The organism is Tautonia sp. JC769 (genome assembly GCF_040717455.1).
Classification (GTDB): Bacteria; Planctomycetota; Planctomycetia; order Isosphaerales; family Isosphaeraceae; genus Tautonia.
Genome location: NZ_JBFEFH010000002.1, coordinates 16,553 through 32,722 on the forward strand (window position 1 = coordinate 16,553; position 16,170 = coordinate 32,722).

The following is a 16,170-nucleotide window of genomic DNA, read 5'->3' on the forward strand; positions in this document are numbered from 1 at the left end:
CACGGAGTGTTGACAAATTTCTCCTTGCGGACGTGAGCGAGGCGTGATGTAGTGACTTATACACGGGAATCCACAAGCCTCATCTTCTCAGTCGGTGTTCTGTGCCGATTCATGTGGATGGCCGTGTTTCGAATGGGGTCTCGAAAACAATCTCAAGGGGGGATAAATGCATCACTCCAAGTCGGTCTCGAAACCCGCGAGGGGTTTCACGTTGATTGAATTGCTGGTGGTGATTGCAATCATCGGCGTCCTGATTGCCCTACTTCTTCCCGCGGTCCAGGCGGCCCGAGAAGCGGCTCGCCGGGCGCAATGCTCGAATAATCTCAAGCAGTTCGGCCTCGCCATCCACAATTATCATTCCGCCAATCAGTGCTTCCCCTGGACGCAGGGGGTCACCATGTACAAGTTCGACGACTTCCCCGCGCAGCACGAGTGGTCGAACTTCAGCGGTCACGCCCTGATGCTCCCCTACATGGAGCAGACGGCCATCCAGAACACGCTCAACTTCGACTGGGGCTTCCACCCGTTCACCGGGTTCCCGACCCCGGTCGACCCGATCCAGTTGACCGGCGTGTCCGCGGTCATCAACACCTTCCTCTGCCCGAGCGACGAGGGCCGGGGCCGCAACAACTACCTGCTCTCCAACGGCACGAACTTCGACTGGTGGAGCCGCCCGTCGGGCCACGGTGCCCTCGGCCGGCCGACCAGCGGCCAGTACAGCGCCACCATCGGGGCGATCCGCGACGGCACGACCAACACCATCGCCATCGCCGAGCGGCTCCGGGGCGACGGCGACCAGGTCAAGCGCACGCGCAGCGACATCTTCAACGCCGTGCCCATCCACACCAACTTCCCGACCTTCGTGATGCAGAACCCGGCCGACCGCCAGGCCCTGCCCACCGCCATCGAGCAGTGCAACCAGTTCGCGATCGCCAACCCGAACTCGACGTTCGACTGGTCCGGCTTCCACTGGGCCTCCGCGAACTACAACCAGACCGTCTTCAACTTCAACCTGACCCCCAACAGCCAGCACAGCGACTGCTCCCCCTGGGGCGGCGTCTCCACCGGCTACGGCTTCTTCACCCCGCGCAGCAACCACCCCGGCGGCGTGAACGTGATGCTGGCCGACGGCTCGGTCCGCTTCATCAAGGACACGATCAACCAGGACATCTGGCTCGCCCTCGGCACCCGGGACGGCGGCGAGGTCGTCTCGGCCGACCAGTGGTAAGCCGACCCGGCATCGCCCCTTCGGCCTGAAGTGAACACGCTTCGGTCCAAGACCGCCACGAGCCGCCCCGGGACCATGCGTCCCGGGGGCGGCTCGTGTGCGTTTCCGACCTCTGCCCAACGCTCATCAGCGCACGGGCGCGACGCCCGGCGATTGCATGTCCTTGGGCATCCCTTCCATCACGTCGATCGTCGCGCTCTTGGCTTCCTCGACGGTCGCCGGCTCGGGAGGAGCCTCGTCGGCCTCGCCGCCGCCGCCGCCGCAGCCGCCGACGAGGGCCACACAGCCGCCGACGACCAGGGCGCCGACCCAGGTCCGCAGGTTCTTCAACTCAGTCATCGAAGGGTGTCTCCCTTGGAGGTTCATCCCGAAAAAAAACCGGGCGACCGGATCTCGCCCCGGGGTTCCCGTTGAGCGATTCACCTTAGCCGCCCGGCCCGCCCGGATCAATCACCGAGCGCCCACATCAGTTCATTCGAAACCGCCCATCCCCGGGCGTCGCCGCCGCTCGACCGCTCACTCCTCCGAGACGAGGATCACCATCGACCGGCCCGTCACGCGGTACGGCTTCATGATGGGGACGATCGGCCCTTCATCCAGGCCCACCGCGTCGTCGGGCGAGGGGAGCGAGGTGTCCACGGCCCGCCGCCAGGGACGGCCCGAGGGGGAGGCCGGGATCGTGAACGAGAGTGGCTGCCAGTAGGCGTTGAACGCGATGTAGATGTCGCGGTCGATCACGCCCGGACGGTCGCAGCGGCGGCCGTCGAGGGCCAGGGCGAGCGTGTGGCTGTCGTAGCCGAAGTCGGGCTCGCCGGGCCGGACCCCGTGCCAGACGACGTCGGGCGGGAACCCGGCCGCCCGCTTCAGGAAGGTCCGACGCCGCAGGGCCGGGTGCCGCTTCCGCAGGGCGATCATCTGCTTGACGAACCGGTGGAAGTCGGCGTGCTCCTCCAGCAACGACCAGTCGACCCAGCTCGTCTCGTTGTCCTGGCACCAGGCGTTGTTGTTCCCCCCCTGGGTCCGGAGGAACTCGTCCCCCCCCAGGATCATCGGCACCCCCTGGCTCACCATCAACGTGGCGATCAGGTTGCGGGCCTGGCGGGCCCGCAGCGACAACACGGCCGAATCCTCCGTCGGCCCCTCGGCGCCGCAGTTCCACGAGGCGTTGTCGTTGTGGCCGTCGCGGTTGTCCTCGCCGTTGGCCAGGTTGTGCTTCTGGTTGTACGAGACGAGGTCGTGCAGCGTGAAGCCGTCGTGGCAGGTGATCAGGTTCACCGAGTGCAACGGGCCGCGGTCGGCGTACAGGTCCTGGCTGCCGCAGAGCCGGGTGGCGAGCAGGTCCACCTGGCCGCAGTCCCCCTTCCAGAAGCGCCGCACGTCGTCGCGGTAGTGGCCGTTCCACTCCGACCAGCGCGCCCCGCCCGGGAAGCTGCCGACCTGGTACAACCCGGCCGCGTCCCACGGCTCGGCGATCAGCTTCGTGTCGCGGAGCAACGGGTCCTCGCTGATCATCTCCACCACCGGCGGCTCGATCAGCACGTTCCCCTTCTTGTCGCGCCCGAGGACCGACGCCAGGTCGAACCGGAAGCCGTCGACGTGCGACTCGGCCACCAGGTTCCGCAGGCAGGCGAGGATCAGGTTGCGCACCACCGGGTGATTGCTGTTGACCGTGTTGCCGCAACCGGTGAAGTTGTGATAGCGCCCCTGCTCGTCGACCAGGTAGTACAGCTCGTTGTCCAGCCCCCGGAAGCTGTAGGTCGGGCCGCCCTCGCCCCCCTCGGCCGTGTGGTTGAAGACGACGTCGAGCACCACCTCGAGCCCGGCGTCGTGGAAGGCGCGGACCATCCGGCGGAATTCCTCCCAGGGGGCGGTCCGCTCCGGGTTGCTGGCATACGCCGCCTTCGGCGCGGCGTAGGCGATGGTGTTGTATCCCCAGAAATTGCGGTTCCGCTGGCCGGTGTACGGATTGACGAAGGGGCAATCGTTCTCGTCGAACTCGTCGATCGGCAGTAGCTCGACCCCGGTGATCCCCAGGTCCTTCAGGTACGCGATCTTCTCCGACAGGGCGGCGAAGGTGCCCGGGTGGCGGGCCCCCGAATTCGGATTCGCCGTGAAGCCTCGCACGTGCAGCTCGTAGAGGATCGAGTCTTCGAGCGGGATGCGCGGGTGCAGGTCGTTGATCCGGTCGTAGTCCGACGGCATCGTCAGGCTCAGCCGGGGCGTGGTGCCGGTCTGGCCCCAGGCCGTGCCGCACGAGAGCGCCCGGCAGGCCGGGTCGATCAGGATCTTCGACGGGTCGTAGCGGTGCGGGCCGCCCTTCGGGCCGTCGACCCGATAGCCGTAGCAGAAGTCGCCGTTGAGGCCCTCGACCCGGACGTGCCAGTGGTCCCCCGTCCGGTTCAGCCTCGGGTCGAGCGGGATCTCCGCCAGGATCGAACCGTTGCAGATCTCGCAGAGCACCAGGCTGACCGAGTGCGCGTGCCGGCAGATCAAGACGAAATTCACGCCCCCTTGCGTGCGGTTGGCGCCCAGGGGCAGGGGCTCTCCTCGGGTCACGGTCAGCTCGTGCTCTCGATAACGGTAGGAGCCGAGCGTCCCGTTGCGGACCGGGCCGTGGTCGATCATCGTGGCCATGGTGCGGGCAAACCTCTCCTTCGAGCCCTCGGTCCGGGCGCGGCGCGATCGCCCAGGCCCTTTTCTCAGACCGACGCAGAACAGTACGTCCCCCCCCTCGATCGGTCAACGGCCCCCCCGCGGACGAGCGATTCCGGCCTTTCCTGGCCGATCACCGCTTGCCGAAGATCCGACCGAACCGCCTGGGCGATTCGGGCCGATTGAACCGGAGCAGATCCAACGGCGATCGGTAATAGGGGCTCGGTTCCAGGGTCGGCGACGGGCGGCTGGCGGCCATCGAATTGAAGATCGGCGAGTAATACGGCGACGGCCCGTTGCTGAAGTCGGACGGATAGGCCCAGATCGCCCCGTAGCCGTCGAACGGCCCGAAGAACCCGCTGCGGAAGCTCGCGCTCGGCGACGACTGCCCGAAGGCCCCGGGCGTCAGCCCGAGCAGCAGCAATAGCAACAGCAACGCGGCCGGGCCGATGGCACGGCGGAGCAGGGGGGCTCGCTGCATCATCCGAAGACTCCCCGATCAGTCAAGACCCTGAGCGGCGCCGTCCCTCCTCACACGGCCAGGCCGATCGAATCAGTATGCGGGGCCCGACTCGCCCCGATTGGCTCTCCCCAAACCGTAGCACCCGGCGCGTGCCCCGGTGGGTCCTTTTCGATCGAAATGCGTTCCGATCGCGTCGGTCGGGCCCCCCACGCCGACCTTCCGGCATCGGGCCTCGCCGGGAGCCGGGCGCCAGCTCCCCGGATCCCGAACCTCGCCCGTGCGGGACGAGAAGAAATCCGGAGCAATGCGTGGCCTGGCGTGGCAGAATGTGGCCCGGCGTCCCCGGTCGACCCTCTGGTCCAGGGGTCCCGGGGGGTGCTCGCGGCGGGCTCGGAGTGGGCCCACCTCGTCCTCAAACGTCTTCACCCCGAGGGGATTGCTCGTGTCCCGTCCATGCTCACTGATCGGTCTGGCCGTCCTGGCGGCCTGCCTCCTCCCCCCGTCCTGGGCGAGTGCCCAGGACCCGACCCCGAGGGTCGGGCAAGACGACGCCTCCGGCGCCACCCTGGTCACGACCCGGCAGCGGATCCGGCCCGCCGGGGAGTCGGTCGAGTATCCCGGCCGGCCGGTCGACGTGGCCGTCTCGCCCGACGGCTCCCGGGTCGTCGCCAAGGACAACCGCGGCGTGCTGGTCATCGACGCCCGGACCTGGCAGATCAGCCAGCAACTCCGCTTCCCCGACGGCGGCGGCTCGATGCACGGCATCGCCATCTCCCGGGACGGCCGACGATTCTGGGCCACCTCGGCGCAAAGCCACCTTTATGAAGCCACCCTGGCCGACGACGGCTCCTTCGCCTGGTCGCGCACCATCGCCCTGCCCGGTCCCGACGGCGAGGGCCCTTCGCACGCCTGCGGGATCGCCCTGAACGACGACGAGACGATTGCCTACGTCGCCCTCTCCCGCAACAACGCGGTCGGCCAGGTCGACCTGGCCAGCGGCGAGATCGTCCGCGAGATCCCCGTCGGCGTCGCCCCCTTCGACGTCCAGCTCGATCCCGGCGGCACGGCCCTCTATGTCTCCAACTGGGGGGGCCGACGCCCGGTTGATGGCGAACTGACCGCCCCGTCGTCCGGCACCCCCGTGCTCGTCGACGACCGCGGCGTCGCCAAGAGCGGGACCGTGGGCAAGGTCGACCTGGAACAAGGGGCCATGACCGTCGAGGTCGCCACCGGCCTGCACCCGAGCGACCTCGTCCTCGACCCCGAGGCCGGCCGCCTCTACGTCGCCAATGCCAATTCCGACACCGTCGGCATCCTCGACGTCTCGGACGGCGCCTTCGCCGAGGTCGGCGAGATCCTCGTCCGCCCCGACCCCACCTTGCCCTTCGGCAGCGCCTCGAACGCCTTGGCCCTCTCCGCAGACGGCCGGACGCTCTACGTCGCCAACGGCGGCAACAACGCCGTGGCCGTCGTCTCCTTGAATGGCGAGCGGACCGGCGGCGAGGTGCTCGGCTTCATCCCGGCGGCCTGGTACCCCGGCGGCCTGGCACTCGGCCCCGACGGCTCGTTGTTCATCGCCAACGTCAAGGGGCTCGGCTCCCGCAGCGAGCCGGAAGACCCGGCGAAAGGCCGATCGGTCTACGCCTACCTCGGCACCGTTCAGAAGGTCGAGCCGGCCGACGATGCCACCCTGGCCGAGTGGACCGCGCAGGTCCTCGAAGACGCCCGAGTCCCCCAGACCCTCCGCGCCTGGGAACGCGAGCAGGTCCGGGCCGACGTCGCCCCCCGCCCGGTCCCCGAGCGGCTGGGAGAGCCCTCGGTCTTCGAGCACGTCGTCTACATCATCAAGGAAAATCGCACGTATGATCAGGTCTTCGGCGACCTCCCCCAGGGGGAAGGGGACCCGAACCTCTGCATCTTCGGCCGCGAGGTCACGCCCAATCACCACGCCCTGGCCGAGCAGTTCGCCCTGCTCGACAACTTCTACTGCAACGGCGTCCTCTCGGCCGACGGCCACTCCTGGTCGACCGAGGGGTACGTGACCGACCACCTCGAGAAGGCCTTCGGCGGCTTCACCCGCAGCTACACCTTCGGCGACGACCCGATCACCTACGCCTCGACCGGGTTCATCTGGGACAACGTCCTGCTGCGCGGCCTGACCTTCCGCAACTACGGCGAGATGGACTACGCCGAGCCCGTCCCGGCCGACGCCACCTTCACGCAGATCTATGAGGACTTCCTCAACGGCGCGAACGAGATCACGTTCACCCAGAACATCGGGATCGACACCCTCCGCCGCTATTCCAGCCCCAGCTTCCCCGGCTGGAACATGAAGATCCCCGAAGTCCTCCGCGCCGACCGCTTCCTCAAGGAGCTGGCCGAGTTCGAGGAAAACGGCGACTTCCCCAACTTCGTGATGATCTTCCTGCCCCAGGATCACGGCTCGGGCACCACCCCCGGCATGCCCACACCGAACGCCCACATGGCCGACAACGACCTGGCCCTCGGCCGGATCGTCGAGGGGATCAGCGCCAGCCGCTTCTGGCCGAAGACGTGTGTCTTCGTGATCGAAGACGACCCGCAGAACGGCTTCGATCACATCGACGGCCACCGATCGCTCTGCCTCGTCGCCTCCCCCTACACCAGGCGAGGGGCCGTCGTCAGCGAGTTCTACAACCAGACCTCCGTCCTGCACACCATGGAGCGCATCCTCGGCCTGCCCCCCATGAATCAGATGGACGCCATGTCCCCCCTGATGACCGAGTGCTTCACCGACGAGCCCGACCTCACCCCCTACACCGCGCTCCCCGTCACCATCCCGCTCGACGAGCTGAACAAGCCCGTCAGCCAGCTCCCCCCCGGCCAGCGGGTCTGGGCCGAGGCCAGCCTCGCCCAGGACTTCTCCCTCTTCGACCGCGCCGACGAGGACACCCTCAATCGCATCCTCTGGCATTATGCCAAGGGGGCCGAGACCCCCTATCCCGCCCACCTCGCCGGCGCCCACGGCACCGGCCTCAAGAATCGCAAGCTCATCCACGTCGAGTTCGAGGACGACGACGATGAAGACGAGGACGACGATGAAGACGAGGACGACGCGGACGGCGATGACTGATCGCTGATCGATCGGGTATCCTCGGGGGAGGGTGAACTCCGCTCACCCTCCCCGTTGCCGAGCCGTGTCGAGGACCCCTTCCGCCATGCCGATCCACGACTGGACCCGCGTCCCGGCGGGAACCTTCCACGACTTCCACCACGAATGGATCTCGACGATCAAGCGAGCCCTGAATGACGGGCTCCTGCCGGACGGCTACTACGCCATGGCCGAGCAGATTGCCGGGGGCATGGGTCCCGACGTCCTCACCCTGGAGCGTCCCACGCCCCGGGATCCGCTCCCGGAGCCGGGCCAGGAGGGGGGACTGGCCCTCGCCACCCGGCCGCCTCGCGTCCGCTTTCATGCCGGTCGAGAAGACGACCTCCTCGCCCGCAAGGCGAAGGCGGTGGTCGTGCGCCATTCGAGCGATCACCGCGTCGTGGCCATGGTCGAACTCGTCTCACCGGGCAACAAGAGCAGCCGGTACGCCATCGACGCCTTCGTCCGCAAGGTGAGAGACGCCCTCCACGCCGGCATCCACCTGCTGATCGTCGACCTCTTCCCGCCCGGCCCCCGCGACCCGCACGGCATCCACCAGGTGATCTGGGAGGAAGGCAGCCCCGGCGACTTCCCCCTGACCGCGGATGAGCCCCTCGCCTGCGTCTCCTACATCGGCGGCCCCGTGGGCGAGGTCTTCCTCGAACCCGTCGCCGTCGGCCGCCCCTTGCCCGAGATGCCCCTGTTCCTCTCCGAGGCCATCTACGTCCCCGTGCCCCTCGATGCCACCTACCAACGGGCCTGGGACGCCGTCCCTACCTTCTGGCGCAATGCCATCACCTCAATCCCCCCTCAATCCTCTGCCTGACCCGCCCCGCCCCAATCCCCCGCCTTCCGTTAACCTGGGGCACTTGCGAAAGCGATTCGGACATGAGAGACTGTCGCCCGCGCACCCGAGCCAGGTCCGCTCACCGGACACCTTGCGTTCGCGCATGACTGGATGGTAGCGTTGATCGGCCACCGATTCCCAGGCAATCCCGGCGGTTGGGCGCGGAGGAACCGTGCTCGACGGGCCACAAGGGACGGGAACCCGGCACACCACGAGCGGTTGCACCGATTGAGGAAACAGCGATGAGTCGACAGGGTGGTCGAGCGGTCCGGGCGTCATTCCGCCGTCGCGGGGCACGGGGGCGTCGGTTGAGCGTCGAGCCGATGGAGCGGCGGGCCCTGCTGGCGACGATCCAGGTCACGACCCTGCTCGATACGCTCGTCCCGATCCCCGGGCAGGTCAGCCTGCGATCGGCGATCGAGGCCGTCAATGCCGGGGGCTCGGCCAATCTCGACGTCCTGGCCAACACCACCGGCACCTTCGGCGACGACGACCGGATCGTCTTCAACGGCCTGAGCGGGTCGATCGTCCTGGTCGGCAGCCTGCCCGACCTGGTCGCGCCCGTGGTCCTCGACGGCTCGACCGGCGCCGGCTTCTCGGATCGCCCCGTCCTGACGATCGACGGCGACCGCGTGGCCAACAACACGATCCGGATCACCGGGCCGGACGTGACGATCCAGTCCTTCGCCGTCATCGGCAGCCGGGGGCCGGGCGTCCTGATCACCGGCGCCGCCGCGACGGGGGCGATCCTCCAGGGCAACCACATCGGCGTCGATGCCGCCGGGACGACCGCCGAGCCGAACCTCGGCGGCGGCGTCGTCGTGGCCAACGGCGCGAGCAACGCCCGGATCGGCGGCCCGCTCTCGGCCCCCTTCGTGCTCGGTTCCATCGGCAACGTCATCGCCGGCAATGACACCGACAACGTCCTGCTCGACAGCGCCCAGAACGTCGTCGTGCAGGGGAATTTCATCGGCACCGACCGCACCGGCACGGTCGCCATGCGCGACGAAAACCTCGGCGTCGACGGCCACGGCGTGCAGATCGTCGGCGGCTCGGGCCATTCGATCGGCGGCCTGACGGCGAACCTCGGCAACCTGATCTCCGGCAACGGCATCAACGGCGTCGAGGTCCGCGCAGGCAATGGGAACCTGATCGCCGCCAACCGGATCGGCACGGCGGTCGATGGCGTGAACCCGTTGCGGAACGAGTTCCTCGGCATCCGGCTCCAGCAGGCCACCGTCAATAACACCATCGGCGGTGCGAACGCCACTCCCTTTGTTCTCTCGGCCGGCAACCTGATCGCCCACAACGGCGGCGACGGCATCCGCATCCAGGGGCCGGGCACCACCGGCAACGTCGTGGCCGGCAACTTCGTCGGCGTCGACGTCACCGGGACGACCGCCCGGGAGAACATCGACACCGGCATCGAGATCAACAACGCTACCTCCAACACCATCGGCGGCACGAGCGCCGGCATGGGCAACCTCGTCTCCGGCAACCGGGGCGACGGCATCCTGCTCACCGGCGCCGGCGCCGCGAACAACGTCATCCAGGGGAACCGGATCGGCACGAACGCCTCGGGAACGGCCGCCATCCCGAACCAGGAAGACGGCATCGAGGTCAACGGCGGCCAGAACAACACCATCGGCGGCGCAGCGGCCGGGGCCGGCAACCTGATCTCCGGCAACGGCAGCGACGGCATCGAGCTGGAGCGCACCTCCTCCGGGAACATCGTCCAGGGGAACCTGATCGGCACGAATTTCAACGGCACGGCCGCCGTGCCCAACGTCGAGAACGGCGTCCGGCTCGATGCCGGGCCGGTCAACGTCGGCGGCACCCCCCAGTTCCTCGGCGCCATCAACAACACGATCGGCGGCGTGAACGCCACCAGCGGGGTCCGGACCGCGGGCAACCTGATCTCGGGCAACGGCCGCAACGGCATCCTGCTCTACGGCGGGCCGACCTCGAACAACGCGATCCTCGGCAACTTCGTCGGCACCAACGCCGCCGGTTCGGCCGCGATCGGCAACACCCTGCACGGCATCCTGCTCGAAGGGGCCTCGAACAACACCATCGGCGGCGAGAACGTCAGCGTCAATCCCGGGGCGCTCCGCTCCGGCAACCTCGTCTCCGGCAACGGCGGCGACGGCATCCGCCTGACGACCCTCCTGAACGAGCCGGGCGGCAACAACGCCGCCAGCTCCGGCAACCTGATCTCGGGCAACTTCGTCGGCACGAATCCTTCGGGCTCCTCGGCGATCGGCAACGCCGGGGCGGGCATCGCCCTGATCGGCGACTCCAACGCCGCCGGCAACCTCACCGGCAACACGATCGGCAATGTGAACGCCACCCCCGCCGGCCTGAGGCGCGGCAACCTCGTCTCCGGCAACGCCGGGCCGGGCATCCTGCTCCAGGGCCCGGCGGTCACCGGCAACACCGTCCTCGGCAACTTCGTCGGCACGAGCGTCACCGGCCTGGCCCCGATCGGCAACGCCGTCGGCATCCGGGTCAGCCAGGCGGCGGGCAACACGATCGGGGCGGGCAACATCGTCTCAGGCAACATCAGCCACGGCGTCCACCTGACTGGCGGCGGCACCACCAACACGCTCGTGACCGGCAACTTCATCGGCCTCGGCCCGGTCGGCGCGACGGCCGTCCCCAACGGCGGCGACGGCATCCGGGTCGACGGCTCCCCGGCCAACACCCTGACCGGCAACGTCGTCTCCAGCAATGCGGGAGCGGGGATCGCCCTGGTCGGCCCCGGTGCCTCGAACAACCTGATCCGATCGAGCCGGATCGGCACCGACGACCTCGGCCTCAGTGCCCGAGCCAACCTCGGCGGCGGCATCCTCCTGACCAACGCCGCCAACACCACCATCGGCGGCGTGCTCCCGGCCGACGGCAACATCATCTCCGGCAACGGCGGCTCGGGCATCGTCCTGCAAGGGGCCGGCACCTCGAACACCCAGATCTTCGGCAACGTGATCGGCCTCGACGCCACCGGAGACGCCGCCCTCGGCAACGCCTCCCACGGCGTGGCGATCCTCAACGGGGCCTCGGCCAATCGCGTCGGCGGAGACGCGACCGGCTCCGGCAACCTCATCTCGGGCAACGGCGGCGACGGCGTCGTCCTCGCCGCCGGGGCATTTGAAAACCTCGTCTCGGGCAACGTCATCGGCGCCAATGTCGGGGGCACGTCGGCCCGAGGCAATGCCGGGACCGGCGTCCGCATCTCCGACTCGGCCCGCAACACGATCGGCGGCCGGTCGAACCTGATCTCCGGAAACGGCGTCTTCGGCCTGACGATCGCCGGCGGCTCCGCCACCGAGAACGTCGTCTCGGGCAACCTCATCGGCCCGAACCTCGCCGGCACGGCCAGCCTCGGCACGCAGCAGGTCGGCCTGGTCATCCTCAACGCCCCGAACAACCGGGTCGAGGACGGCAACCTCATCGCCGGCCACTCCGGAGACGGCCTCCAGGTCATCGGCGCGGCCGCCACCGGCAACCTGATCGACGGCAACCTCATCGGCACCGACGAGGCCGGCCGCGACGGCCTCGGCAACGCCCGAGGGGTCCTCCTCGACGTCGCCCCCAGCAACGTCCTGGCCGGGAACGTCATCTCCGGCAACCGCAACGACGGCGTCGTCATCCTCAACGGGGCGAACGGGAACACCCTCTCCGGCAACCTCATCGGCCTGGCCGGCCCGACCGGCTCGCTCGCCCGAGCGAACCTCAGCGGCGTCCTCATCGTCAACGCCAATAACACCACGCTCGACTCCAACGCCATCGGCGGCAACCGCGGCTTCGGCGTCGCCCTGGCCGCGACCTCGGGCACCTTCCTGTCCGGCAACCTCATCGGCACCAATCGCCAGGGCACCGCCGCCCGGCCGAACACCCTGCACGGGGTGATGGTCCTCGCCTCCCAAAACAACACCCTGTCGGGCAATGTCCTGTCCGGCAACCGCCTGTTCGGCGTCGAGCTGCGCGACGGCTCCACCAACAACACCCTGGTCGACAACCTCATCGGCACCGACCGCACCGGCGCCTTCGCCATCGCCAACCAGCGCGACGGCGTCTTCCTCGACAATGCCGCGTCGAACCGCCTGGAGCGCAACGTCATCTCCGGCAACCTCGGCAACGGCGTGATGGCCATCTCCCAGGCGTCGAACACCGTCCTGATCGGCAACTTCATCGGCACCAACCGCGACGGATCGGCCATCGTGTCGAACCGAGGGAGCGGCGTGATCGTCGCCGGCCCGTCGAACGTCGGCTTGCAGGGGAATATCGTCTCGGGCAATCTCGGGTTCGGGGTCGCCCTGGTCGGCGGCACCGGCAACGTGATCGCCGACAGCTTCATCGGCACCAACGCCGCCGGAGACGCCGCCCTCGGCAATCGCCTGGTCGGCGTCCTGCTCCTGAACGCCCCGGGCAACACCGTGCTCAATTCCGTCATCGCCGCCAACGGCGTCGTCGACGGCCGGGGGAACGTCCGGATCGACGGCCCCGGCAGCGCCGGCAACCGCGTCACCGGCAGCTTCATCGGCACCGACCGCACCGGCTCCCGGTCCCTCGACCCCCGCGCCGGCAACGTGCAGACCGGCCTGCCCACCACCCCCGGCGACGGCTCCCCCGGCGCGAGCGACCGCCAGACGTTCGACCCCCGCAACGACGGCATCGTCATCGCCGACGGCGCCTCGAACACCACCATCGGCGGCACCGGCGCCGGCCAGGGGAACGTCATCTCCGGCAACCGCATCGGCATCTACATCCGAGGCCAGTCCTCCGGCAATGTTGTTCAGGGGAACCGGATCGGCACCAATCGCGACGGCTCGGCCGCCGTGCCCAACAGCGACGGCGTCATCATCATGAACGCCTCGAACAACACGATCGGCGGCACCGGCCCGGCGGCGCGCAACCTGATCTCCGGCAACCTCGAAGTCGGCGTCCGCCTGACCAGCATCGCCTTCGACGAGCCCCGCGCCCCGGCCTCGGGCAACGTCGTAGCGGGCAACTTCATCGGCACCGATGTGACCGGCAACGCCGCCCTCGGCAACCGCCAGGGGATCTTCATCTACGGCGCGAGCGGCAACCAGATCGGCCTCGGCTCGTTCACCGACGCCAACGGCGGCGGCAACCTGCTCTCGGGCAACCGCGAGGTCGGCCTCCAGATCCTCAACGCCGACACGATCAACGCCGTCACCGTCGCCACCCCGACCGGCCCCCAGATCGTCCCCTATGCCCCGGCCGTCGGCGCCGTCAGCACCGGGAACATCGTCGCCGGCAACCGCGTCGGGACCAACGCCGCCGGGACCGCCCGCCTGCCGAACTTCCAGGGGATCTTCATCAGCGACGCCCCCGGCAACACCGTCCGCGACAACCTGATCAGCGGCAACTCCCAGGTCGGTTTGAACATCACCGCATTCAACGCCGTGAACAATCAAGTCAGCGGCAATCGCATCGGCCCCGACATCAACGGCGCGATCGGCACCGTCGGCAACGGCTTCGCCGACCCGAACGGACTCGGCTCGGGCCTGTTCCTCAATCAGGTGGTTGACGGCGCGAACACGATTGCCCCAAGCAACGACATCCGAGGCAACCTCAGCGCCCAGACCCGTACCCGCTCGATTGCCGCCGGTCCGTTCGTCGAGCGGGTCACCCCCATCATCAACCCCGCCACCGGCGCCCTGACGCGGATCGACGTCCGCATCAACGGCTACCTCAGCCGCGATGCCGCCCGCACGCTCAACCTGGCCAACTTCAGCCTCGTCCCCACCACAACCGGGGCCGCCCCCATCCCGCTCGCCTCCGTCTCGTACGACGAGGTGGCCCGGATGCTGTCCATCACCCCGATTGCCCCGGTCGCCCCCGGCCAATCGTACCTGCTCACGCTCGTCGGCCGCGCCCCCGGCGGCCTCCAATCCCGCCCCGGGCCCGGCATCGCCCCGGCCTTCCTCGCCGGCGGCGGCTTCGCCGGCACGAACTTCACGCAGGTCATCACCCTGCCTTCCCCCTCCGGCACCTCCCTCGCCGCCCGACGCGCCGGCGGCGGCCCCTCGGCGCTCGGCGTCGACCTGCTGCTCTCAGGTCCCGGCCGGTCGGACCTGTAACCCGCTCGCCCCGCCTCCCGGATCGCCTGACCAAGGGCCCTCCGTTCCCAACCCTCTCTCCCGCTCGCGGGGAGAGGGTGGCCGCCAGGCCGGGTGAGGGGGTCCCCGGCCAGCTCGCGGGCCGAGGCATTTCGTCCTCGCCCTGGCCCCCTCACCCCGGCCCTCTCCCCCGACTCGGGGGAGAGGGGGGCACTCTCTACCCTCGCCCCCTCCGGGGGAGAGGGTGGCCGAAGGCCGGGTGAGGGGGTCCGCTGCCCAAATGTCACGCCTCGCGATCCAGCCGGTAACCCCTCGCTCCCCACCTCAAGGGAGCCGGAGCCGGGCAAGGCCCGCGAGAACGGAGCGGCCCGGCGCCTCGCGCCTCGACCGCCCCCGCGCGTGCAAGAATCAGCGGCCCGACGACCCGGCGACGTACGAGTCGTACACCCGGACGCTCGACCACATCTCACTGTTCTTCTCGATGAATTCCTGGTGCCGCGGGTGCTCCTGATAGGTGTCGTGCGCGGCCTTGTCCTCGAAGACCAGGTGCAACGCCACATCGAAATCGGTGGCGTTCACGTCCCGGTCGAACTCCTCGGCGCGGGTGCCGACGGAGAAATAGACGGTCCCGTCGTGGCCGTCGAGGTACTGATGGCAGGCGTCCACTAGCTTCTGCGCGTTCGCCTCCGATCGGTTCGCCAGCGTGAAGAAGACCATGTGAGCCAGCGGCGCGGCGGCGACCGCCGTCACCGGCTCGGCCTCCGACTGTCCGGTCACCGACAGCACCGCCGCCATGACCAGGGCACCCGCGACGGCGGCCAGCACCGGGCGAATCATCGAGTTGCGCATCATCGTTGTCGTCTCCCGACTGTTGTGTCGTGTCGTGTTGTCTTCTGGTGTCTTGCGCTGCGAGACGTTGCGTCATCGCTTGGCTTGACCCGGAACGCTCCAGCGGGGCCGATCCTTCGATTCCGTCAGACCCGCCCCGATCACCTCGGCCGCCCGTCCCTCCGACCCGGGGCCTTGAACTGCCCCGACCCGCTCGGGCCGATCGACCGACCGAGGCCGATTGTACGTCCCCCCGCCCTCCCGAACCAGAAACCAGCGCCCTCCCCCCATTCTCAAAAATCTCGGCGCTCAAAGTGACTGAACCTGCCCAATTCCCCGAGAGTATCAGTGTGTCCCGAACCCCACTGGCCCGGTTAGCTTCCTGCTCCCCTCACACCCGAAATTGAGTGCGCCCCTCACCGGGCCAATTCCCGAAACGAACACGAAAAATCGCCAGAAATCGCTCTTTGACAACACCTTGCACCAAACGCCCGGAGCGCACCCGCTGCGCATCGCCCGACGCACCGAGCCGCGTACCGCGTCGTCCGACTCCTGCACCCTGTTTCAACGGAAGCGTTCAGGGCCGCCCTCGGTTGCTCGCCGACCAGGGCCACCCTCGAAAAACCACCCGTGTTGAGGAGCGGGTCTGCGCCCCCCTCGGCAGGTGAGATCCCCCGGTAGGTCGCCACGCGAGACGCAGACAGAGTATTCCCGAAACGAATCGCTTGTTTTGACTCAAACCCAAACACACCAGGAACTTTCACCCATCTCGGCAAGCGCACCGAGCGGGCGCACACCCGTAATCTCCGGGTGGCTCGACCGCCCGAGCACTGCCGGCCGGCTGCGGCCCAATGCCTTCCCCGACTCGCGAACGCGATGGGTTCCGTGCCGGATCGGTCCCCGCCCCTGCCCGGAGGATCACGCCCCGGACTTACG

Annotated in this window: 8 protein-coding genes; 4 read left to right on the forward strand and 4 right to left on the reverse strand. The window is 68.7% G+C overall.

Features of this window, described 5'->3' with window-relative positions; all coding sequences use genetic code 11:
- The first annotated feature begins 166 nt into the window (after positions 1-166).
- Positions 167-1,228 (forward strand): DUF1559 domain-containing protein, encoded by a 1,062-nt coding sequence (locus AB1L88_RS02545; protein ID WP_367095063.1) that lies wholly within the window; start codon positions 167-169, stop codon positions 1,226-1,228.
- Positions 1,229-1,354: 126 nt separating this feature from the next.
- Here the strand turns inward: AB1L88_RS02545 and AB1L88_RS02550 are convergent, their stop codons facing one another.
- The 3 genes from AB1L88_RS02550 to AB1L88_RS02560 all read right to left on the reverse strand — a co-directional run bounded on the left by AB1L88_RS02550 (position 1,355) and on the right by AB1L88_RS02560 (position 4,364).
- Positions 1,355-1,567: a hypothetical protein gene (locus AB1L88_RS02550; protein WP_367095064.1), complete on the reverse strand. Its 213-nt coding sequence runs from the start codon at positions 1,565-1,567 to the stop codon at positions 1,355-1,357.
- A 177-nt stretch (positions 1,568-1,744) separates the two neighbouring features.
- Positions 1,745-3,862, reverse strand: coding sequence for a glycogen debranching protein GlgX (glgX, locus tag AB1L88_RS02555; protein ID WP_367095065.1), 2,118 nt, complete (start codon positions 3,860-3,862; stop codon positions 1,745-1,747).
- 151 nt (positions 3,863-4,013) lie between these two features.
- Entirely contained in the window at positions 4,014-4,364 is a 351-nt protein-coding gene (locus tag AB1L88_RS02560) for a hypothetical protein (RefSeq protein ID WP_367095066.1), read from the reverse strand.
- Between the two features lie 421 nt (positions 4,365-4,785).
- Between AB1L88_RS02560 and AB1L88_RS02565 the strand changes: the two genes are divergently transcribed.
- From AB1L88_RS02565 to AB1L88_RS02575, 3 genes are all read left to right on the forward strand, one after another.
- Positions 4,786-7,455 carry a bifunctional YncE family protein/alkaline phosphatase family protein gene (locus tag AB1L88_RS02565; protein WP_367095067.1) on the forward strand — a complete coding sequence of 890 codons (2,670 nt, stop codon included), beginning with the start codon at positions 4,786-4,788 and terminating at the stop codon, positions 7,453-7,455.
- An 85-nt stretch (positions 7,456-7,540) separates the two neighbouring features.
- Complete coding sequence (locus AB1L88_RS02570) at positions 7,541-8,299, forward strand: DUF4058 family protein (protein WP_367095068.1); 759 nt, start codon at positions 7,541-7,543, stop codon at positions 8,297-8,299.
- A gap of 263 nt (positions 8,300-8,562) precedes the next feature.
- Positions 8,563-14,427 carry a right-handed parallel beta-helix repeat-containing protein gene (locus AB1L88_RS02575; protein WP_367095069.1) on the forward strand — a complete coding sequence of 1,955 codons (5,865 nt, stop codon included), beginning with the start codon at positions 8,563-8,565 and terminating at the stop codon, positions 14,425-14,427.
- 387 nt (positions 14,428-14,814) lie between these two features.
- Here the strand turns inward: AB1L88_RS02575 and AB1L88_RS02580 are convergent, their stop codons facing one another.
- Positions 14,815-15,258, reverse strand: coding sequence for a Dabb family protein (locus tag AB1L88_RS02580; protein WP_367095070.1), 444 nt, complete (start codon positions 15,256-15,258; stop codon positions 14,815-14,817).
- Positions 15,259-16,170 lie beyond the last annotated feature (912 nt).

Coding starts and splice junctions, on each gene's coding strand:
- AB1L88_RS02580 (WP_367095070.1), bottom strand. CDS start 15,258: ATGATGCGCAACTCGATGATTCGCCCGGTGCTGGCCGCCGTCGCGGGT.
- AB1L88_RS02550 (WP_367095064.1), bottom strand. CDS start 1,567: ATGACTGAGTTGAAGAACCTGCGGACCTGGGTCGGCGCCCTGGTCGTC.
- AB1L88_RS02545 (WP_367095063.1), top strand. CDS start 167: ATGCATCACTCCAAGTCGGTCTCGAAACCCGCGAGGGGTTTCACGTTG.
- glgX (WP_367095065.1), bottom strand. CDS start 3,862: ATGGCCACGATGATCGACCACGGCCCGGTCCGCAACGGGACGCTCGGC.
- AB1L88_RS02575 (WP_367095069.1), top strand. CDS start 8,563: ATGAGTCGACAGGGTGGTCGAGCGGTCCGGGCGTCATTCCGCCGTCGC.
- AB1L88_RS02560 (WP_367095066.1), bottom strand. CDS start 4,364: ATGATGCAGCGAGCCCCCCTGCTCCGCCGTGCCATCGGCCCGGCCGCG.
- AB1L88_RS02570 (WP_367095068.1), top strand. CDS start 7,541: ATGCCGATCCACGACTGGACCCGCGTCCCGGCGGGAACCTTCCACGAC.